This window comes from Rufibacter sp. XAAS-G3-1 (genome assembly GCF_013623775.1).
Lineage (GTDB): Bacteria > Bacteroidota > Bacteroidia > Cytophagales > Hymenobacteraceae > Nibribacter.
The window spans coordinates 319,511-340,010 of record NZ_JABFAM010000008.1; the positions used below are offsets into that span (position 1 = coordinate 319,511).

The window sequence follows — 20,500 nt, forward strand, 5'->3', positions numbered from 1 at the left end:
CTGAAAGCAGCCCCAAAACGGAAGTGCTATGAAATCACCGCACCGGCTTCAGCCGAAGTTGGGGCGGAAGCGGTACGGGACGTAGTTAAGAGCAGCTGTTCCAGTTCATCGGCGCGGTGGCCGTAGGTGTGCTGGGCCAGTACCTTTTTGTAGGCGGCTTCGCCGATGGCTTTGGCACGTTCCGGGGTCAGGTTCTGCAGTTGCTCGGCCACTTCGGCTCCGTCTTTGGCTACCAGGATTTCGGTCTCCGGCTCGAAGAAGAAGTCAATGCCTTCCCAGTAATCGGTGATGATGCAGGCGCCGGCGCCGGCGGCTTCAAACACGCGGGTGGCCGGGGAGAAGCCATAGCGGGCCATGCTCTCGCGGCTGATGTTCAGGACGGCTTTGGGCGTGCAGTTGAAGGCGTTGTGCTCTTTGGTGTACACGTGACCGATGTAGTTCACGTTCGCGCTCATGGGTTTGTCGCCCCAGCCGCTGCCGCCAATGAGGAACTGCTGCTCGGGTAGTTTGGCGGCTACGTCCAGGAAGAACTGCTCTACGCGGGCTTCGCGGTCGGGCAGGCGGTTGCCCAGGAAAGCCAGGTCACAGTTGAAACGCTCTTCCGGCTCAACGGGATAATGCGTGGCGGTGTCCAGGGCGTTGTAGATGGGCACGCATTTTTTTGCGCCTAATTTGGCGTACGCGTTGATGACCGGGTCACCGCCGCCGTAGGTCAGAATGAGGTCGTATTGCGGAACATGGGCTCTAAATGGGTCGGCGGGGCCGTTCTCTACGCGGTCTAGGGTGGCGGGTGCGTCTACGTCCCAGAAAATCACGAGGCAGTTCTGGCTTTGCAGTTTCAGCACCTCGGCTTCCAGCAACTCGTCAAACACACCTACGCCGCTGGCTTTTACTACTACATCGGCTGAGGCCGCATCTTCCAGAGCTTTGTACACGGCTTCCTCGGTGGCCGGATACACCACTACTTTGGCGTACTCGGGGTCTGGAATGTCACGGTTTTCCTGGCGTTGGTAGGCATCGGGTTCATAGAAGGTGACCTGGTGGCCGCGGTCATGCAGCGCCCGCACGATGCCGCGGTAATACGTGGCGGCGCCGTTCCAGTACGCGGAAACCAGACTAGAACCGAAGAAGGCGATGTTGAGCTTTTTATTCTGCATGGGTCACAGGAGATTTTGAGGATGGATGGATTTTTTCGGGCGCGATGCCCAGTTCTTCGCAGATTTCCTCCAGCTCGTTCACGCGGTGGGAGCAGGAGTGCCGACGGTTGATGGTGCGCAACCCGTCGGCGACCATGTCCTGGGTGCGCCGGGTATCTTGCAACACGCTTTGCAGGTGTTTTTTCATTTCGGCACCGTTTCTGGCCACCAGGAAATCTTCGCCCGGTGTGAACAGACCTTCCGCATCTTCCCAGGGCGCGGTAATCAAGGGAATACCGCAGGCCAGCGCCTCAAACGGCCGGATGGTAGGAATACCCGGCAAAGCCTCCACGTACGGACGGCGCGGTACGTGCACGGTCACTTTGTACTTGGCAAATACCTCGGGGGCTTTGTAGTTGGGCAGCCACTCACCGTACTCAATCCCAGCCTCGGCCAGAGATTTGATGGCGTGGTCTGGGTAGCGCACGCCGTACACCTTGGCTTTCAGGCCGAGTTCTTTTACCGGGTTCAACAGAAATTCGTGCAGCTCGGCGGTACGTTCCTCGTCGCCCCAATTGCCAATCCAGACCAAATCACCTTCTTTCTCGGTGGAAGTGCGCGGGTAGAAAATGCGGGTATCGGCGGCTTCGTGCCATGTCCAGGCTTTCTTCGTCCAGCCCTCGTTCAGGTACAGTTCTTTGATGACATTCCCGAAGGCCAGCACGCCGTCATAGTGGCTTAAGTCATAGGCGGCCATGCTCTCGCGCTCGGTCACAGCGCGGTGGTGCGTATCATGGAAGAGCAGGCGGTAGTTGTTTTTGCTTCTATGTTCGCCTACCAAACGCACCAGGTCATGGTCGTTCCATTCGTGCATTAACACCAAATCAGCACCGGCCAGCACCTCGTCTAAATTGAGCGTGTCCAGTTGGTAAAAATTGGTGTCCAGGCCCGGGTAGTATTGGTGGAGTTCCTCTATCTTCTCTTCGCCGTACTGCGAAATCAGGTTGCTGAGGCTCCAGCCGTCTTTGGGTTCGTAGACCTGCACGTCATGGCCGCGGCTCTTGAGTTCCTGTACAATGCCGCGCAGGAAATGGGCATTGCCGTGGTTCCAGTCGGAGAGCAGGGAGTGGTAGAATAAAACCAGTTTCATAGTTCTGTATGTTTGAGGCTAGTCACTAGATGTTAGCGATTAGGCCTAGTATTCTTGTTATAATTTTCACGCATTCCGTCCCCCTTTGAAGGGGGTAGGGGGATGATGTCTCGTGCAGATAATTGCATTCCCGAGAATCAATATCCTTTGTTTTATTTTTTATTGCTTCGGTTCTTCCACCTGCTTTGTCATCCCCCTACCCCCTTCAGAGGGGGACGAAGATTCACAACGTTTCTACCGGGTCTGGCGTAATAGCCGTTTCGCTTTTTGGTAAAGACGCATAGGCTTGCAGGTACTCCTGGGCCATAAGGTCAGTGGTATAGTCTTGTGCTTTTTTCACTGCTCGGCAGGCCATGATGTTAAGCAGGAATTCGTCTTTAATCAGTTTCTGGAGAATGGCGGCCAGTTCTTCTGCGTTATGGGTGTCTACGTACTCAGCCGAGGTGCCCCAGATTTCCTTCAAGCTGTTAATCTTGCCTAACACCAACGCGCAACCCGAGAAAGCGGCTTCCAAAATGGATAGGCCGAACGGCTCGTACATGGCGGGCAGCACGTACAGCGAGGCGCGGGAAAGCCAATCGGCTACTTCGCGCTGCGAGAGCTTGCCCAGGAAATGCACGTTTTTGAACAGCTTGTTGTCACCGGTGGACGGATGCACGGCATCTCCGGCAATGTAAATGGGCCAGGAAACCTGGTCGGCGACTTGGGTAAGCAGGGCGATGTTCTTGGCTTCGTCCCACACGCGGCCCATGCTGAAGATGAAGGGTTCCTTCTGCCCGAAGTGGAAGGCAAGTGGGTCTCTTCCGTTGTTTATGACCTTCTTTTGGGAAAACGGCCCGTAAACGGAGGTAGCTTCTTCCAGCATGGCCTGGGTAGGGGCTATCACCAAATCGGCGGCGTGCAGCCCGTCGCGCACGCGTTCAAAATACGTGTTCCAGTTGGCGGGGGCATTCTCGCTTTTGAGCGCGCGCCACCAAGTTTGCACGCAGGAATGGATGACCATGAGCACCGGCTTGTTCCAGGGCAACTGGCCGTGGCAGAAGTTGTTCAGGTGAATAAGGTCTGGGTTGAGTTGGTCGTTCAGTTCCAGCAACCATTGTCCGGCCTGGTCAACTTCAGCCCAGGGGTTGTCCATCCACTCCAACTGGTACTCACTTTCGTACACGGTTACGTTGGTGAGGGCCGCCAGTTCCTGCCGTTGTTGCAGGGTAACGGCCGCGCCCATGGTAGCCAGATAAAAGTGCACGTTATGCGGGGCCAAGGCACGGATGAGCTCCAGACTGTACGTCCAGACCCCGCCCACGCTGTCGGTGGTCATGAGGACGCGCCGATGCGGTTTATCTACCATAGATTTTGTCCAGTACTTCTGCTACTTTCACAAACTGTTCGGCTTCTTCGTTGAATTTCTCGCCGTTGGCCACGCGCTGCGCCCACTCTACCCCGGCCCGTCCGCCCCAGGCATCCGGCGGGGAAACCAAGGTTTCGGTTTGGGTGCCCCAGAACCGTTCGGCCACGAAATCATAGAAAGAGCCGTTTACGTTTTTAAAGGCCGCGCCGCCGTTGGTTCCGTAAAAAGTAGCGCTGATAATGGCTTCCTGCCCGGCGGGCAAGTTCCAGGAGCAAGTCAACTGCACGTGCGGGCCAGTGGCTAACTGAATGCTGGCAGTAGCGTAGTCTTCTACAGTATCTACAGAAGAGGTCAGGCGCTTGCCTTTGGAGAACAGGCTGCTGTTCACGCTTTCCACTTCGGGAAAGTCTAGCGTCCAGAGGGCCAAATCTACCAGGTGCACGCCCAAGTCAATCACGCAGCCGCCGCCAGAGAGTTTCGGGTCATAGAACCACGGTTTGTCGGGGCCATAAGCATTGTGGAACACCAGCTCCACGCCGTAGATGTCGCCCATTTCGCCGGATTTTACCAGGTCGTAGACTTTGCGCATGGCCACGGTGCTGCGGTAGGAGAGGTCTACGCCCAAGAGGGTATCGGCTTTGCGGGCGGCTTCCACTACGCGTCTGGTTTCCTCGGCAAATCGGCCCAAGGGCTTCTGGCAGAAAACGGCTTTGCCACTTTCTAAAGCTTGGATAGATTGGTCGGCGTGGAACGCGCTGGGGGTGGCGATGACGACGCCGTCTATTTCTTCGGTCAGTAAATCTTCAATGCTTTCACCCACTTTGGCCGCAGGGGCAGTTTTCTGCGCTTCCTCCACGTTCTGAGGGGCCGGGTCTACCACGGCGGTCACCTCCGCTACGCCTGCGTTGGCGATGGCTTCCATGCGGTTCCGGCCAATCCAGCCGATGCCTAAGAAACCGAGTTTAAGTGTGTTTGAAGTAGAAGCAGTAGCTTCCTGGGTAGGTTCTGGTAAAGTATCTTCAGTCATTAAAGTAAAGGGTCTGTTAGGTGTTGAGCTTCTTAGTAGAAGCAAAAGGTTTCCCGCCTGTTTCTGTAAAAAGAGGCGGGAAACGGATTTATAAGGTGTACGGACAGGTCGCGACCTGTCCGTACACCTCATCATGCCTGTTCTACATGGTGACAATCGCCTTCATGAATCCGTCCGGGCGGTCGGTCAAGGCGGCAAACGCTTCGTCCATGTTTTCCAGCGGGAAGGTGTGGGTGTAGAGCATCTCGGGTTTGAGGCGGCCGCTTTCCACAGCTTCTACCGCTTCTTTGATGCCGTCTAAGTACATCTGCGGATCGCGTTCGTGGGCGTTGATGACGTCCAGACCGCGCCAGTTCCAGAGCTGGATGTTCACCTGGCGCATGCCGTCCTGGTGGAAACCGGCAATGATCAATCTGCCACGCTCTTTGCATAACTCGCCGGCCAGGTTCAGAGGCCATTCTTTGCCGGTGCACTCAATCACGCGGTCGCAGAAAACGTCGCCGGTGAGGTCTTTCACGCGCTCAATGATTTTGTAGTGGTCATCCATCGGGATGATTTCATCGGCGCCGCATTGCTGGGCGATGTCCAGAGAGAACGGACGCTGGGAGATGGCAATAACCCTGGCGCCCGCCTCTTTGGCTAATTGTACGAGTAAAGCTCCCAGAAACCCGATGCCCAAGATGGCGACGGTCTGTCCGGCTTTAATATCAGAGCGTTTGAAGATGTTTATGGCGCAGCCCAACGGCTCGCCGGGGAAAGGTTTGCCCGCCAGAGACTCCGGTAACTTCACCACCGAAGTGGCTTCGGCTACGTCATAGGCGGCGTAGGAATTGTAGGAAAGGGCGGCTACGCGGTCACCTACGTGCAGGTCTTTCACGTCTTCGCCTACAGCGTCAACAATGCCCCAGCCTTCGTGGCCGGGATTACCGGCCGCAGTAGGGTAGGAGAACCACTCACGGCCTTCCCACACGGGAATGTTGGACGCGCACAGCCCGCAGCCTTCCAGCTTGATGCGGACTTGCGTGGCAGTTGGTTCTGGCAGAGCCAGCTCCTGAATTTCAACTTGCTTGGGAGCGGTAATCACCACCGCCGCCATGGTGGAGGCAGAGGCGGTGGGAAGGATTTCTTGGAGTAGGTCGGTTTGCATGTACTGTTATGCTACTGCTACGTTATCGGTTTCTTGTTCTAGGGCGACGGGCGCTTTCAAGGAGACTTCAATGCCTCTGGTTTCGCAAAGCCACTGGTAGAGTTTGGCTACGCCTTCGGCCACGCTGTTTTTAGGGTACCAGCCGGTGGCCTCGTGGAACTTGCGGATGTCAGACACATAGTAGTGCTGGTCGCCGGGTCTCCAATCTCCGAAGCTCAGGTTTACTTTCTTGCCGCGGTAGTTGCCAATCAAGTCCAGCAATTCCAGCAAACTGGTGGTGTTTTTTACGCCTCCGCCAATGTTGAAGGCTTGTCCAGACAGGTCTTTCATGTTTTCCTGCGCCAGCAAAAATGCGTCTACCAGGTCTTCCACAAACAGGATGTCGCGCACCTGCTTGCCGTCGCCGTAAATGCTGATGGGTTTGTTCTCAATGGCTCTGATAGCGAAGTGCGCTACCCAGCCCTGGTCTTCGTTGCCGTACTGGTGCGGGCCGTAGATACAACTCATTCTGAAAACCACAGCCGGAATGCCATAGGTTCTGGCATAATCTACCACGTACTGGTCAGCAGCTCCTTTGGAGCAGCCGTACGGACTGTGGAAGTCCAGCGGACGCGCCTCAGAAATACCATTGGCTTTGATGTGTTTGTCTGACGGGTTGTAACGGGTGCCATTCTGGATGAAGCGCAGGTCTTCTAGGCCACCGTACACTTTGTTGGTTGACGTGAACACCAACGGCGGCGGGTTGTCTTGCGCCCTGATGGCTTCCAGAACGTTCACCACGCCACGGGCATTGATTTCAAAATCCTGGATAGGGCCCGTGAGCGAAGTGGTCACCGCTACCTGCGCCGCGAAATGGAACACCTCGTTGGCGTACTTCATCACGCGTTTCATGGCTTGTAAGTCGCGGATATCGCCTACGTACACTTCCAATCGGTCACCGTAATTCTGGTGCAGCCATTTCAGGTTAAGTTCTACGCCAATACGGGAAAGGTTATCAAAAATGAGGACACGTTTGCCTTGTTCCAGCAAGCGTTTGGCTAGGTTGGTGCCCACGAATCCGGCACCACCGGTTACTACGGAGTAGCGCTCCTGGTCTGAGAAATCTTCCTTGCGGCGGATGAAGTTGAACTTGTCCAGCCCATCCAAGCCGTTCTCAGCCCATAGGCGGTACAGCAGTTTAGGGCAACCATCCACGTGCTTCAGGCCGAAGTGATATTTCCGCTCATCCGCGTGAAACTCTTCGGTGGCATTCATGTCTAAATCATGCACACTAGACCAGTAGACTTTGTTTACCGGAGCCTTGCATACCTTACGGAATTCCTGGAACTGCTTGAATTCATCGTGCTGCCAGGTAGAGAAACCGGCTTCGGTAATCCAGATTTCAGCTTTGGTGTTGTTGCGGTCTAAGACTTCGCGCACGCGTTGGATGTTGGCATCCCAGCCTTCCCAATCTTGGTCAAAGACATCGGGGAACCCGTGAATGCCTATGGCATCTATGTTCTGCAACACGCCGCGGTTGTACATCAGCTGCAGCCAGTTGGGGTCAATGGGGCTCATGCCACCCAGCACCGTTTTCTTCCCGTGCTGCTTGGCTACCTGTGCCGCAACAGCAATCATGTGAGAAAACGTATTCCAGTTCTGGTCTAAGGTGTAATCGTATTGGGTTCTGTTGTTAGGCTCGTTCCAAAGTTCCACCCACTCAAAGTGAATACCTAGCTCAGTAAGAAAGGTGTCCAAAAACGCAGTGAAGGCGTTAGGGTCTTGCGGCGGAGCCGAGGTCTTGGGAGTCACTGCCAAGGAAATGGGAGTCTCGTGAAAGCAAGGCAATACCTGCACTTGCTTGGCTAAGGTTGGAAGTAGCCAATTGTACCAGGCCTTTCCCTCTTCAGTGGTATAGGCGGCCCAGGAGATGCCGGTGCGCAGTTCCGTGACGCCCAACTCCGTTACCTCCGCCAGAACAGTTTCTACGCGGGCGTGCTCACCAGGCTGGAACCATTGTACCAAGCCGATGGTGGGGGCGGGCAGGGGAGTATGTGTAGGATGTGTGTTGGCGATTCTTGTCATACGGTTTAAGCTTCTTTTTAAGAAAACAGGTCAGAAACGCAGAACCTACACGGTTAAGCCCCGGGCGGCTAACTCGGCGCTCGCCTCATTGACGCGGTCGTACGCAATCTGTCCTTCCAGCCAATCGGCTAGCTCGGTTAAACCGCTGTTGAATTCTACCTGTGGGTAAAAGCCCAGTACTTCTTTGGCCAGGCTGATGTCGGCGTAACAGTGGCGGATGTCGCCTACCCGGTACTTGCCAGTAATCTCGGGAGTTAATTCCTGTTTTCCCATTACCTCGGCTAGACGCTCGCCAATTTCCTTGATGGTGTAGTTGTTGCCGCTGCCTACGTTGAAGACCTGTCCGTTGGCTTCCTCTTTCTCCATGGCCAGACGGCAGGCCAAGGCCACATCGCGCACGTGCACGAAATCGCGCTGCTGGTTTCCGTCCTCGAAAATCATGGGCGCATTGTTGTTCAGGAAGCGCGAGGCGAAGATAGCCAGCACGCCGGTGTACGGGTTAGACAAGGCCTGCCGCGTGCCGTACACGTTGAAGAAGCGCATGGCTACCGTTGGGATGTTGTAGGCACGGCCCACCATCAAGCAAAGCCGCTCCTGGTCATATTTGGAAAGCGCGTACACGGATGACAGGCACGGAATCTTTGACTCGGGCGTAGCCATGGGCGTCAGCGCCTCACCTTTTTCGCTTTTCAATTCCCATTCGCCGGCCTTAAGTTGCTCTAAACCGCGCTCGGTGGCAATCACCTTTTCACCTGAAGGGGAGGTGTACAACCCTTCGCCGTAGATGCTCATGCTGGAGGCCACCACCAGTTTGCTTACCGGCTTTTCAATCAGGCACTCCAGTAAAACGGCGGTGCCGATGTTGTTCACATCAGTATATTCCTTGATTTCATACATGCTCTGGCCCACGCCCACCATGGCGGCGAAGTGGAACACGGCCTCTACGCCGTCCAAGGCTTTGAGCACGGCCGCTTTGTCGCGCACGTCGCCTACCTGCAGCTCCACGGCGGGGTTCAGGTACTCGGGGCGCTCACAGTCTTTGCCGTGCACCTGCTCAGAAAGGTTGTCCAGAGCGCGTACCTCATATCCGAAGTGGAGGAGTTCATCTGCCAGGTGAGACCCAATGAAGCCAGCACCGCCGGTAATCAAGACTTTCTTTTTCATAGTTGTCAGTGGGTGTGTCATAAGGGGGTTAAAAGGGTTGGAGGGAGGGGCATACCGTAAGGTGGTTCAGCGAGACATGCCTTGGTCTCTGCAACGCAAACAGCACCGTCTCGGCTACCTCGTCAGGGCTCAAAGCTCCGTACCCAATATTATATCCTGAAATTGTGTTTTGAAAGAAGTTGGTGTCTGCGCCCAAGACGCAAAGCTTTTCGGCGATGGCCTTCCCGATATTGGACGCTCCGCCACTTACAAGGGCGACAGAGGTCTGCGTACGGGAGGAGCTTACAACCATAGAAGAAGATGCTGATGAATTAATATATAGCTTTTTTGCTTTTTATAACTAAAGGAAAGAACGTGCAAAGGCATCTTTGGGTTGTAGCTACAAAGCTTTATTGGTATTAATTCGGATATTTAGTACGTATAAATATCAAGGATTGTTGAAGCTTAGGCACATTCTACAGGTAAATCAGGCTCTTTTAAAGTAAGCCTGTTTCTGTGCTATTTTCAGGAAAAGCAGCTCAAACCAGAAGGCAAAAAAAATACCTTCTGGTTGTGACCAGAAGGTAGAAAGAATATTCTGTTTTTAGCCTATTTTCTTTAAAACAGCCTTAAAGCATGTTTAGATTTGAGGTTTGCAGGCTCAACTACCCAGAGAAAGGTTCTGCGGAAGCGTTTTTTGAGGGGCTAAGCAGCGCCACGGGGCGAGTTCTTTTTCTGGTTGTTTGCCGCGCAAAGATGAAATGTAAACATGCTCTTAAAACAGATTTACAGGATATCGTCCCGTTTGTCTTCGGTAACAGTAAGGAGTACGGATTCTACGTTGCGGTCGGTTTTCTCCAGAATCTTGAATTCATAGACGCCGTGCACCACGGTTTCGCCAATCTCGGGGATGCGGCCGTAGATCATGTTGAGGTAACCGCCTACGGTTTCGTAATCCTCGCCTTCGGGGAGCGGATAGGGCAGGTCATCGTTCACATCCAGGATAGACGCCGAGGTATCGACCTTGAACTCAAAATCGCCTAGCTTCTCTACCAGCGGAACTTCCTCATCGTACTCGTCCTGGATTTCGCCTACCAGTTCCTCAATGATGTCCTCAATGGTGACAATGCCCGAGGTGCCGCCAAATTCGTCAGAGACCACGGCAATGTGCATGCGGTTGCGCTGGAAGTCTTTGAGTAAACGGCTTATTTTCTTGGTTTCGGGCACAAAGTAGGGTTGGCGCATGAGCTTCTCCAGGTTCACCTGTTCGCCGGCGCGCAGTACCACCAGCAGGTCTTTCACGTACAGGATGCCCACAATATTATCAATGGTTTCGCGGTAGATGGGCATGCGGGTGTAGCCTTCGTTGAACACCGCCTCAAAGATTTCTTCTTCGGTAGAGTCAAGATCCAGGGCTACCAGTTTGGTGCGGGGCACCATGATCTGCTTGACCATGCGCTCATTGAACTCAAACACGTTCTCAATCAACTCCTGCTGACTGCCGCCAATCTCGCCGCTCTCGGCACTTTGCTCAAACAATAATCTGAGTTCCTGAGCGGTGTGTACTTCTGAACCGTGCATGGGCGTGATGCCCACGCTGCGCAGGATAATGTTAGACAAACCGTTCAGGACGTAGATGAAGGGCAGCAGAATGTAGTAGAAGATACGCAGCGGAATGGCGATGGCCAGCGTGGTGGACTCAGGCCGCTGAATGGCCAATGATTTAGGGGCCAGTTCGCCAAACACAATGTGGAGCACCGTAATGACGGCAAAAGAAATAGGGAGGGCAATTTTGTGGGCCAATACCGGGTCAGCGCCAAACCCAAACGCCTGCATGATGCTGATGATGATTTCAGATACCACGCCTTCGCCAATCCAACCCAAGCCCAGCGAGGCCAGCGTGATGCCTAGCTGCGTGGCGGAGAGGTAGGCGTCCAGGTGCCCGATCATGTGGTGGGCGATCTTGGCGAGTTGATTACCGGCCTGCGCCCGAAGTTCCATCTGCGAGGCCCGGACTTTTACCAACGCGAACTCAGCGGCTACAAAGAACCCATTGAGGGCAACCAATAATAAGGTTAAAAAGATGTTGAGGATCATAGTTTTTGGCGCCTTCTTAGGGGTATAAAAGAGACGCTTGCTTCAAATTTAAGGGTTTATTGGCACTATCAAAGTATTAGGATCGTTTCCTGTACGAGAACCCCGCCAGAAAGTAAGCCGCAAGTCGCCCTAAATAAAAGGCTTCGGGCGGGTATGTTCGGGTTTACGGCAGATTTGTAGTAATTTGCCGCTCTTTATATGAAGCTTAAAAATCAAATGATAATAGATTGGAAACGCGTCATGGGATTGCTGCTGCCTTTGCTCTTTCTGGTGCTGGCGGCGCAGGCCCAGATTCTCAAACCCGCCACGTGGAGCCACGACGTCTCTGCCCAGGAAGTGAAAGTAGGCGAGGAGGTGGAGCTTATCTTCAACGCGAAAATTATCCCCGAGTGGTACCTGTATTCCTCTGACTTTGACCCAGATCTGGGGCCCATTGTCACCGCGTTCACGTTCCAGAAACATCCTTCCTATGCGCTGGTGGGCAAAATAAAGCCCGTAAACCCCAAGAAAAAATATGACAATACCTGGGGCGGCGAATACACTTATTTCACTAAAACGGGCCAATTTAGGCAGCGAATTAAAGTGCTGCAGCCCACGCTGGTGGTGAAAGGAAGCTATGAGTACCAGGTGTGTTCTGAGGTGAACGGCCAGTGTATTCCCGGCGAAGGCGACTTCAACTTCACCCAGATCAAAGTACTGCCGGGAGCCGCCCCTGCCGCTACTCCGGCCCCCGGAACAGGTACTACCAACAACGGGAACACCCCAACCCCCGGCGCGCCCGCAAGCGAAGCTAACACCAATGTCCCTGGTACTGCAACTGCTGCCCCGGCCTCCACCAACACGGCCCTCACGTCAGATACTTCCCTGCTAAGCCCCGATGCCCCCGTGACCGCTTTCCCGCAAGCGGAGGACAGCGCGCGAGCAAATTCCGCAGACCCGCTGTTGACGCAGATAGCTGAAACAACGGCCGCTGTAGAGAATGGCTCGGAGCAGGAAAGCTTGGGGGCTTTTTTTTTGTTGGCGTTCATGTTTGGGTTATCGGCGCTACTCACGCCTTGCGTATTCCCTATGATACCAATGACGGTGAGTTTCTTCACCAACAGCAGCACCACCCGCAGACAGGCTGTTTTCAAGGCGCTAGTCTATGGATTTTCCATTATTGCCATTTATACTTTGATAGGGGTGGTATTTGCACGCATCTTTGGGGCCTCAGAAATCAACTATTACCTGAGTACCCACTGGCTTCCCAATGTGTTGTTTTTCATAGTGTTTATGGTGTTCGGGATGTCGTTCTTGGGCATGTTTGAGATAACGCTGCCGCATTCACTAGTGAACAAAATTGACGCACAAGCCGATAAAGGCGGTTTCTACGGGGTTTTTTTCATGGCTTTCACGTTGGCGGTGGTGTCTTTTTCCTGCACTGGCCCTATTGTGGGCACGGTCTTGATCGCCTCGGCGGGCGGTGAAATCCTCAAGCCTATTGTGGGTATGTTCGGGTTCTCTCTGGCATTTGCTCTTCCGTTTACCCTGTTCGCTGTTTTTCCTAACCTACTTAACAGTCTGCCAAAATCTGGCGGCTGGCTCAACTCCGTGAAAGTGGTGCTAGGGTTTCTGGAACTGGCGTTGGCCCTCAAGTTCCTGAGTATTGCCGACCAAGTGTACCACTGGGGAATTCTTGACCGCGAAGTCTATCTGGCCTTATGGATCGTGATTTTCTCACTACTAGGTTTGTACCTACTGGGCAAACTCAAACTTTCGCATGACTCTGATTTTCCGTACCTGAGCGTGCCCCGTTTAATGCTAGCCATGGTCACTTTTTCGTTTGTGGTATACTTGGTGCCGGGCATGGTGGGCGCGCCACTCAAAGCGCTTTCAGGCTATTTGCCGCCACAGGCTACGCATGATTTTGACCTTGCGGCAATGCTCAGAAAAGATGGCAGCACCCAGAACGAAACTTGCGAAACGCCCAAGTTTGCCGAGTTTTTGCATTTGCCGCACGGCCTTATAGGCTACTTTAATTTAGAGCAGGCAAAGCGTTGTGCCGCCGAGCAGAACAAGCCTATTTTCTTGGATTTCACCGGCCACGGCTGCGTGAATTGCCGCGAGATGGAAGCCAACGTTTGGTCAGATCCCCAAGTGCTGAAACGCCTCCGTGAAAACTACGTGATTGTGGCCTTATATGTGGACGATAAAACTGAACTCCCCCAGAGCGAGTGGGTCACCAGCACTCACGACGGAAAAGTGAAAAACACTATTGGCAAAAAGAACGCAGATTACCAGATAACCAAATTCAACGTGAACGCCCAGCCCTACTACGTGCTCATGGACGAGAACGAGAATTCACTGGTAACTCCCATTGCGTATGAGAAAGACGTTCAGAAGTTCATTCAGTTTCTAGATGCCGGAGTAGCCGCTTACAAAGCCAAGCAAACTCAAGCGCAATAAACAGTTTAAAGAAAACAGAAAAGCCCCGGTAGTGCCGGGGCTTTTCTGTTTTAAGCCCATTTTCTGGAAAGAAGCCCTAAAACGTTACTTCTCATCATATTTCTCTCTGAAAAGCTGCTTCTGCCGCAAATACTCCGGGTGGCCCTTGGCCCTAAACCAATATTCTTTGAAAATAGCGGCGGCTTGCGCTTTTTCATTGGTTAAGGCATCTGCCTCCTGCGGAAGCACTGCATTCCCCTTGTTCGCGCTGCCCGAGGAGTAAGGATAAGGAAGCCCCTGGTTGTTCGCCTCCGGCGAGGCCGTGTATTTCTTGCCGCCTTTGTGGTTGGCGTAGCGGCGGGCCCGGGTGAAGCCCATCTGCAGGAATTTCCGCGCCATGTCAGCACCCACAAAGTCCTGCTGCGCCAAGTACGCTTCAAACAGGCTGTGAATCTTCTCGGCCGATGCTTTTGCCACTTCCACGTTCCTGAACCGCCAGTGCGGCAGGATTTCGCTCTTGTAGGGCTCTACCAGCAGCACGCCCTGTTCGCCCACCCCCACGCGGTACAGCTCGGGGTGAAGGCGGAAATCTGTGTTTTTAAAATCAAGCGTGTAGTTGAAGCCGTTTTTAGCCATAGCGGTTTATACGAGACAGGCGGAAGCACCCAATCTGGGGTAAATACGTATGCGAGGTGTTTACATTCCTTTTCTACTATGAAACGTGCAACTCAGTTTTCTATACCCCTGCTGCTGCCCTTGGTTGTGACGGCTTTTCTGGTGACTTCCTGTGACACTACACCCCGCGAGCGGAAAGAGAAAGTGGCCGATGAACTGGGAAAGCTGGATGAAAAAGCCAACGAGGCCGCCGTCAAAACCAAGGATGAGCTAAAAGAAGCTGGCCGCGCCCTGGCCAGGCAACGCGCCGAGCGCAAGGAGCGGGAGGCCCGCGGCACGGTGGCCGGAAAGCAGGCCCAAATGGAACGGGAGCTGTTAGGCGAATACAGCACCCTTTCCCAGGTTCCCGCCAACAGCCTACGCGATGCCTATGTGTATTTCCTGCAACAAGTACGCAACCGCAAAGATGTCTGGACTTCAGAAGACTGGGACTACGCCAACGCCATCTACAAACGCCTGAACGAACGCGAAAAAGCCCTGCATGACGACATCATCCTGCGGCACGCCACCAAAATAAAAGCCTTGCAGGCCGAGTACGTTGCCTTAGAAAACCAAGCCGACCTAAAGGACTACCAACGCATCAAGAAAGAACAGTAAGGTGCTAATTTCTTAATGTGCTGATGTGCTAATTGGGAAGTTATACCCTACTGGTTCCTTTCTGCACAGCAGCAACTATCTCTCCTCTCTTCCCTCTGGCTTCTGATGAAAGATTCCCCTCCTGGGAGGGGCAAGGGTGGGTTGCGGCGTGCATCTATGGCGCGGATTTACTTCCGTAACTTTTTCTCAGGTATTTATACCACGGTTGAATGCTTGGTGCGCCTTAGAAGGAGATGGTGGAGCGCCAGAACCCACCCCTACCCCTCCGAGGAGGGGAATACGCCTATGTGGTAGAGTTCAGGCAATACGTGACAGAGACAAGGCAGTGCCTGGTCTCTATTGCTACTTTCCCCAATTCCAGTCTTCCCCGAGCGCGCCTCGCTTTTGGCCATAGATAGACCTCTACTAAGAGCAAAGGACTTCTCAGGCCGAAAGGGCAGTGCGCTCGGGGAAGACGGGGCCTCGCGGCCGTGAGCGCATACCGCCAGAGATGAAACAATACAGCACCTGCACCCACGCAAAAACAGAAAAACCAAGGGAATAGTAAACTGCATGCACAAACTAACCACTCTCCAAAGAAGCCACTTCTAGGCAGAGGCCAAAGCGCAAAAACATAAGAGAATTATAAGCCACATAAGTAAATCCACGCCAGAGCAGGGCATCCTCTACCTTTCCCCTACAAGAATGCTGCTTCGTAGCAGATGCGGGCTTACCTGGCACAAATCAACGGAAGATATGAAGCTGCAGTGGCTTGCCTTTAAAGACAACTCCTTCGTAAACCTGTTTTGAGCCTACTTTTAGCAAAAGAGGCTCAAAACCCCAACCTCTTTTGCTTTATTCAAAAGCTAACTTTAAACACGCCCTTAAAAATGGGAAGGTTGGGAGAAAGAATACACAAAGCAACTGTTCAATTTTTGGGATTGGCTAAATTACAAGCGAACTTTGTGCAACTGCATACGCGTTAGCGGATAAGTTGCGTTATTCCAAGAACAGATACCTTAACCAGTGCCTTCATGAAGTCAAGCCTTACCCGTTCGTTCCTGCTTTTTCTACTGCTGTGTGCCTTCTCCAGCCAAGCCCAAGACATGATTCAGACCCGTTTGGCGTACAATTACTTAGATAAGTATGAGTTCACAGATGAGTGGCAGTACCTGACCACCGACATGTATTTGCTCAACGCGGGGCAGTTCTCCAGAGTGATCAATGAAATGGAGCAGGGTACCACCAGAGCCCGCCGCCGCGATTATATAAATTTAGAGTCCTTGTTTATTTCGGCGCAGCTCAAGAACGCCAAACTTTTTGGGCAGGAACCGGTGGTGTACCCGTTGTATAATTTCGCCCTGCAAGGGGCAAGTGACAAGAAAAACTACTCGACACTTATCTCAGATAACATTGAGTCCATCCGGATCATTGACAAACTGCCCCTGGCCGCCGATGAGCGCAACATAGACGCCAACGTAGAGGCCCGGCTTTTCACCTCAGACAGCCGCGAGGTGTTCTTCAACATCATTGCAAACCAACTCACTAATATTTCCAAATTGATGACGCCCCAAGCCGCTATGCTTTCGTTGGTGGGCGAGTTCGGGAACCTCATCAGAAATACCGCCCAGCGCAAAGAATACAAGTTCAGCTCCACCATCAGGCTGTACGAAGGGCAGAATTTTGACACCCGGCTGCACTCAGTGCGGGTGTACGTGTTTGTGCCTTCTTTTGCGAAACTACCCGCGTTACGCACCCCCCGGCTCACCGAGTTGCTGAGCAACAGCCCGCAGGGATTTGAGCGGCAGAAACTGGAGGCGGCGCTTAACTTCAAAGACTACCCGGTGCTGGTGGTGGCCAATTACAAATCACTCTACAAGATGGATGCCCTGTCTGGCAGCGACATCACCTCAGAAACCATTGAGCGCCGCCGCGTGCGCATTGAGCAGGCCTACACCGCCGGGCTGGTCACCGACGACGCCTACAAGCAGGAAAAGCTCTTCGTGGAGTTTCTGCGCAATTTCAGCGACCTGAAGCAGAACCTGAACAACTACCGCCTCAACTACAAAAACAACAGCCCCGAGGCCAATGCCAAAACGCTGTTCACGGTGGTGCAGGACTACAAACGCCTGAAAACGCTGGCCTACCAACGCGACCGCGAGTTCTCCCGCAACCACACCTACCAGCGCATTTTCAAAAATGAGTACAACTCCATCCTGACCAACGCCGACAGCTACCTGGAAACGGACTATAACCTGAAAAACAGCAAGGAAATGGTGAACACCCTGCTGGATCTGGACCAGGAACAGACCAAAGCCTACACCGTGGCCCAGCGCGAGCAATACCTGAACAAACTCTACTCCGTGGAGTTGCCTAACCCCGAGTTTCTGGCCAGCACCCTGGAAGGGGAAGGGCTTTACCGCCACCTGACCCGGCTGGAGTCTACCCTGTACAATGATGTGTACGCCAAAGAAGTATCGCGCCTGCGCGATCTGGCCCCTACCGAAGAGAATATCAGTTTCCGGAATACCCTGCTGGAGAAGGCGAACGCCAGTAAATGCCGCAGTTGCCGCGAAGAAGTAAAGCAAGCCGCCCGCCTGTTCAACCAACGCCTGGAAGAGCAGCAACTGGAGAAGGAAAAGGCAAGGCTACAAGACCTGAACCAGCAGGTAGACAGCAAAATCCTGGCCTACCTGAAACAGGACGACTGCGTAGAGAACGCCTTCAAAACCCAGTATCCCGCCGATGCCTTACCTGAGTATGTGCAACGTCTGCACGAAAAGAAAGTGGAGCTGAAAAAGCACGTGGCAGAACTGGATGCCCTGCACAAAACTCCCCCCAAAGAACTGAAACTGGAGGCCGTACGCGAGCACAACCAGCGCCTCAGCGGGTTCCTGCGCCGTTTAGACCAAGGCTACGCCGATATCTGCGCAGCCGAAAAGAACCTCTGCGGCTGCGACTAACTTGAAGACCGAAGGCCTTCGTTTTGGGGCTGTTTTCCAGAAAACAGCCCCAAAACAGAGAAGCCTCTCCCGCGCGGGAGAGGCTTTTCTGTTTCTAAGACATGGTTTTAAATTAGGCTAATTGACCGTCTAGTTTTTGGGCCAATACGTTCTTAGGAACGGCGCCCACTTGTTTGTCAACTACTTGTCCGTTTTTGAAAACCAACAGGGTAGGAATGCTGCGGATACCAAACTTGGCCGAAGTCTGCGGGTTGGCGTCAACGTCCACTTTTCCTACCACCACGCGGCCTTCATAGTCGCCGGCCAGTTCTTCTACTACCGGGCCTACCATGCGGCAAGGGCCGCACCACTCTGCCCAAAAGTCTACCAGAACGGGTTTATCTGAATTAATGATCTCCTCGAAATTGGCATCGGTGATCTCGATTGCTTTATGTGCCATAATTGTCTGTTTATATAAGTATCATGAATGATGAAAGACGCAGTTCAAAAATAGAACCAACTCCCTTTGAACAGTAAAACTAACGCATTTGTGTCAGGTTTGTCACTATCCTTAAGGATACCGTTTTAAGGCCGTTTTCAAAGAAAAAGGCCAAAAACCTAGTATATCTACTGAATCATAGGGAAAAGGTTGGGGCTGAGGAAGAAAGAAGATGGAATGACAGATTGGCGGAGCCTTAGACCGCGCCGTAGGCTCGCTTTCCCCTAAATCAAACCCTTGTAGATGCCGCTCTGCCAGGCTGGATTTGCCCTTGTGACGGGGAAAGGACAGTTGGCAAATAGCGGAAAGTACTGAGTAAAACCAGTAGCCAGCACCCGTTCCAGGATTCTACGCCGGAAGAGCGGCGAGCAGATTGAACAAAAGCTGTCCTCAATGCTGTAACCCTGTTCGGGATTGATGCCTCCGGAAGAGCGGAGTTTTTAAGTTATCTTGTGATTTCTAAAACTTAAACGCCTTGCAAAGGGTAGAAAACCAACAGAAACCTATTTGCTTTATATCTGATAAACGCCTTTTCGCCATGGCCAAAGCCAAACCAGCGCAAGAGAGTCTGCTCCCGCAAATTCAGCAGAAAGAAAAAACCGCCCTTTCTAAGTTGCAGCAGCAATTCAACAGCAAAGTAAAGAAGATTGACAAACTCAAGGCAGACCTGGCGGAGCGGGTGAGGGTACTGGATGAAATCCGGGCCCGGGTGCAGCAAGAAATCCATCCGCTGGTGCAAGAGCTGGTGCAGAAACGGGTGGAGTACGTGAAAATGCTGGATCAAATGTGCGGGTTAGGTTTCTTCCGGAAGAAGGAAAAAGAAAAGCTGGGTTACCTGATAGAAGACCTTTCCTATTCGCTCATCCACAATTTCGGGGTGGAGGAGATGAAGGCCTATTTTGACAAATACGCCGACATCACCTTTGACGAGGAAGAAGAATTGGCCGATGCCGAAGCCAAGGAAATGACCCAATCCCTGCTCAAGAACATGCTGGGGCTAGACGTAGACCTAAAAGACCTGGACGACTTTGGGACGTTGCAGGAAAAGCTGGAGCGGCAAATGCGGGCAGAGCAGGAGCACCGCGAGGCGCAGCGGGCAACACGCCAGAAGTCAAAAGCCCAGCTGGCCAAAGAAGCCAAAGCCAAAGCCGAGCTCCAGAACATCAGCAAAGCTACCCGCCGCCTCTACACCGATCTGGTGAAACTGCTGCACCCCGACAAAGAGCAGGACCCCGCCGCCAAAGCCTGGAAAGAGGAGGCCATGAAACAGGTGACCACCGCCTATAACCAAGATGATTTCTTTGAACTGCTTCGGCTGCAGATGGCATTCATGCACGAGCAAGAGCTGCACCTAGACCGCATCCCCGAAGAGCAGCTGAAATACTACGTAAAACTGCTCAACGACCAGATACGGGATCTGCAGGAAGAGCATAGCAGCTACTTCTACGGGCCAGATGCCCGGCTCTTCTACAAATTTGGGGGCACGCCCAAGCAAATGGACGCCAAGTTCCTCCGCGCCAAAAAAGAGATCCAAGCCGAAATGAAGCAGCTCCAGTATGACATCACCGATTTCAAAGACCCCAAGTTCCTCCGCGAATACCTGAAAGACCTGAAGTTTTAAAAGACCTATTTTCGAGTTTGATGGAAGGCTGTTTTGAGCCTGTTTTCTGAAAAGCAGGCCCAAAACGCCTTTTTCAAGTCCACCCACCACTTTGTAAATGGCATGATTTTGTGTGTTTCTAGGCTGGGGTAGCGGTTTACCTGCGTTACTATCGTCTGCTAGCTGAAAAAGAGTAGGGACGGGGATTTATCAATCCTTTGCTCTCCTTTGCTCTTTCGGAGTTCTACCTTTGCTCTTTCGGAGTTCTACTCCGGAAGCACCCTGCCGGGGAGTTCCACTCCCCTTCTTCTGCAACACCTGCCCGTGGTTCACGGCGGAGTAGGAACTCCGCAGCAGGCAGGTTCGGGAGTAGAACTCCCGAAAAGCAAAGGAGTAGGCTTTCAGGGAGTCTATGAAAATATCGCTGCTAATGAAGTTCGGGAGTAGGGCTCCCGAACTTCATTAGCAGCAAAAGAACTCTCCAAAGGGAAAACGCTATTGAAGTACACAACTTAATCATTAAACAGGCATTGCAATAAACCGTACTTCCTCTTAATGTTAATGGGCTTGAAAAACAAAATCCACGAAGGCTACCTATACTACCTAACCTTAACAGTGGTAGACTGGATAGATGTTTTTACAAGACCCGTTTACAGGCACATCGTTCTAGAG

Annotated in this window: 15 protein-coding genes; 4 read left to right on the forward strand and 11 right to left on the reverse strand. The window is 52.9% G+C overall.

All coding sequences use genetic code 11. From position 1 onward, the window contains the following. Positions 1-26 precede the first annotated feature (26 nt). From HHO50_RS11490 to HHO50_RS11530, 9 genes are all read right to left on the reverse strand, one after another. A complete protein-coding gene (locus HHO50_RS11490) occupies positions 27-1,157 on the reverse strand; it encodes a glycosyltransferase (RefSeq protein WP_181306186.1) in 1,131 nt (376 codons plus the stop codon). Continuing rightward, positions 1,147-2,286 (reverse strand): glycosyltransferase, encoded by a 1,140-nt coding sequence (locus HHO50_RS11495; RefSeq protein WP_181306187.1) that lies wholly within the window; start codon positions 2,284-2,286, stop codon positions 1,147-1,149. Before HHO50_RS11495 ends, HHO50_RS11490 begins: the two co-directional genes overlap by 11 nt. A 223-nt stretch (positions 2,287-2,509) precedes the next feature. Continuing rightward, positions 2,510-3,634, reverse strand: a complete 1,125-nt coding sequence (locus HHO50_RS11500; RefSeq protein ID WP_255478706.1) for a glycosyltransferase — start codon at positions 3,632-3,634, stop codon at positions 2,510-2,512. Beyond that, the gene (locus HHO50_RS11505; protein ID WP_181306188.1) at positions 3,624-4,661 is read right to left on the reverse strand and encodes a Gfo/Idh/MocA family protein; all 1,038 of its coding nucleotides are present in this window, start codon (positions 4,659-4,661) and stop codon (positions 3,624-3,626) included. Before HHO50_RS11505 ends, HHO50_RS11500 begins: the two co-directional genes overlap by 11 nt. 142 nt (positions 4,662-4,803) lie before the next feature. Further along, positions 4,804-5,808, reverse strand: a complete 1,005-nt coding sequence (locus tag HHO50_RS11510) for a zinc-binding dehydrogenase (RefSeq protein WP_219921520.1) — start codon at positions 5,806-5,808, stop codon at positions 4,804-4,806. Between the two features lie 6 nt (positions 5,809-5,814). Further along, positions 5,815-7,872, reverse strand: coding sequence for an NAD-dependent epimerase/dehydratase family protein (locus tag HHO50_RS11515; RefSeq protein WP_181306189.1), 2,058 nt, complete (start codon positions 7,870-7,872; stop codon positions 5,815-5,817). 45 nt (positions 7,873-7,917) lie between these two features. Further along, on the reverse strand, positions 7,918-9,036 hold the full coding sequence (locus HHO50_RS11520; RefSeq protein WP_181306190.1) for an NAD-dependent epimerase/dehydratase family protein: 1,119 nt from the start codon (positions 9,034-9,036) through the stop codon (positions 7,918-7,920). A 28-nt stretch (positions 9,037-9,064) separates the two neighbouring features. Then, positions 9,065-9,328 (reverse strand): hypothetical protein, encoded by a 264-nt coding sequence (locus tag HHO50_RS11525; RefSeq protein WP_181306191.1) that lies wholly within the window; start codon positions 9,326-9,328, stop codon positions 9,065-9,067. 473 nt (positions 9,329-9,801) lie between these two features. Further along, a complete protein-coding gene (locus tag HHO50_RS11530; RefSeq protein ID WP_181306192.1) occupies positions 9,802-11,112 on the reverse strand; it encodes a hemolysin family protein in 1,311 nt (436 codons plus the stop codon). Between the two features lie 216 nt (positions 11,113-11,328). Here HHO50_RS11530 and HHO50_RS11535 point away from each other — a divergent pair, with 216 nt between their 5' ends. Beyond that, entirely contained in the window at positions 11,329-13,557 is a 2,229-nt protein-coding gene (locus tag HHO50_RS11535; protein ID WP_181306193.1) for a cytochrome c biogenesis protein CcdA, read from the forward strand. Between the two features lie 84 nt (positions 13,558-13,641). On the opposite strand, the gene HHO50_RS11540 is transcribed toward HHO50_RS11535, so the two are convergent. Next, positions 13,642-14,172, reverse strand: coding sequence for a DUF4385 domain-containing protein (locus HHO50_RS11540; RefSeq protein WP_181306194.1), 531 nt, complete (start codon positions 14,170-14,172; stop codon positions 13,642-13,644). 78 nt (positions 14,173-14,250) lie between these two features. Here HHO50_RS11540 and HHO50_RS11545 point away from each other — a divergent pair, with 78 nt between their 5' ends. Further along, complete coding sequence (locus HHO50_RS11545) at positions 14,251-14,808, forward strand: hypothetical protein (RefSeq protein WP_181306195.1); 558 nt, start codon at positions 14,251-14,253, stop codon at positions 14,806-14,808. Between the two features lie 1,013 nt (positions 14,809-15,821). Continuing rightward, the gene (locus tag HHO50_RS11550; RefSeq protein ID WP_181306196.1) at positions 15,822-17,750 is read left to right on the forward strand and encodes a hypothetical protein; all 1,929 of its coding nucleotides are present in this window, start codon (positions 15,822-15,824) and stop codon (positions 17,748-17,750) included. A 112-nt stretch (positions 17,751-17,862) separates the two neighbouring features. On the opposite strand, the gene trxA is transcribed toward HHO50_RS11550, so the two are convergent. Next, positions 17,863-18,189: a thioredoxin gene (trxA, locus tag HHO50_RS11555; protein WP_062542637.1), complete on the reverse strand. Its 327-nt coding sequence runs from the start codon at positions 18,187-18,189 to the stop codon at positions 17,863-17,865. Positions 18,190-18,703: 514 nt separating this feature from the next. Here trxA and HHO50_RS11560 point away from each other — a divergent pair. Continuing rightward, positions 18,704-19,849 carry a J domain-containing protein gene (locus HHO50_RS11560; protein ID WP_181306197.1) on the forward strand — a complete coding sequence of 382 codons (1,146 nt, stop codon included), beginning with the start codon at positions 18,704-18,706 and terminating at the stop codon, positions 19,847-19,849. Positions 19,850-20,500 lie beyond the last annotated feature (651 nt).

Excerpts from the sequence above, each read along its gene's own strand:
- HHO50_RS11500 (WP_255478706.1), bottom strand. The coding sequence starts at position 3,634 with ATGGTAGATAAACCGCATCGGCGCGTCCTCATGACCACCGACAGCGTG.
- HHO50_RS11525 (WP_181306191.1), bottom strand. The coding sequence starts at position 9,328 with ATGGTTGTAAGCTCCTCCCGTACGCAGACCTCTGTCGCCCTTGTAAGT.
- HHO50_RS11520 (WP_181306190.1), bottom strand. The coding sequence starts at position 9,036 with ATGAAAAAGAAAGTCTTGATTACCGGCGGTGCTGGCTTCATTGGGTCT.
- HHO50_RS11515 (WP_181306189.1), bottom strand. The coding sequence starts at position 7,872 with ATGACAAGAATCGCCAACACACATCCTACACATACTCCCCTGCCCGCC.
- HHO50_RS11535 (WP_181306193.1), top strand. The coding sequence starts at position 11,329 with ATGATAATAGATTGGAAACGCGTCATGGGATTGCTGCTGCCTTTGCTC.
- HHO50_RS11510 (WP_219921520.1), bottom strand. The coding sequence starts at position 5,808 with ATGCAAACCGACCTACTCCAAGAAATCCTTCCCACCGCCTCTGCCTCC.
- HHO50_RS11490 (WP_181306186.1), bottom strand. The coding sequence starts at position 1,157 with ATGCAGAATAAAAAGCTCAACATCGCCTTCTTCGGTTCTAGTCTGGTT.
- HHO50_RS11530 (WP_181306192.1), bottom strand. The coding sequence starts at position 11,112 with ATGATCCTCAACATCTTTTTAACCTTATTATTGGTTGCCCTCAATGGG.
- HHO50_RS11495 (WP_181306187.1), bottom strand. The coding sequence starts at position 2,286 with ATGAAACTGGTTTTATTCTACCACTCCCTGCTCTCCGACTGGAACCAC.
- HHO50_RS11505 (WP_181306188.1), bottom strand. The coding sequence starts at position 4,661 with ATGACTGAAGATACTTTACCAGAACCTACCCAGGAAGCTACTGCTTCT.
- HHO50_RS11550 (WP_181306196.1), top strand. The coding sequence starts at position 15,822 with ATGAAGTCAAGCCTTACCCGTTCGTTCCTGCTTTTTCTACTGCTGTGT.
- HHO50_RS11540 (WP_181306194.1), bottom strand. The coding sequence starts at position 14,172 with ATGGCTAAAAACGGCTTCAACTACACGCTTGATTTTAAAAACACAGAT.
- HHO50_RS11545 (WP_181306195.1), top strand. The coding sequence starts at position 14,251 with ATGAAACGTGCAACTCAGTTTTCTATACCCCTGCTGCTGCCCTTGGTT.
- trxA (WP_062542637.1), bottom strand. The coding sequence starts at position 18,189 with ATGGCACATAAAGCAATCGAGATCACCGATGCCAATTTCGAGGAGATC.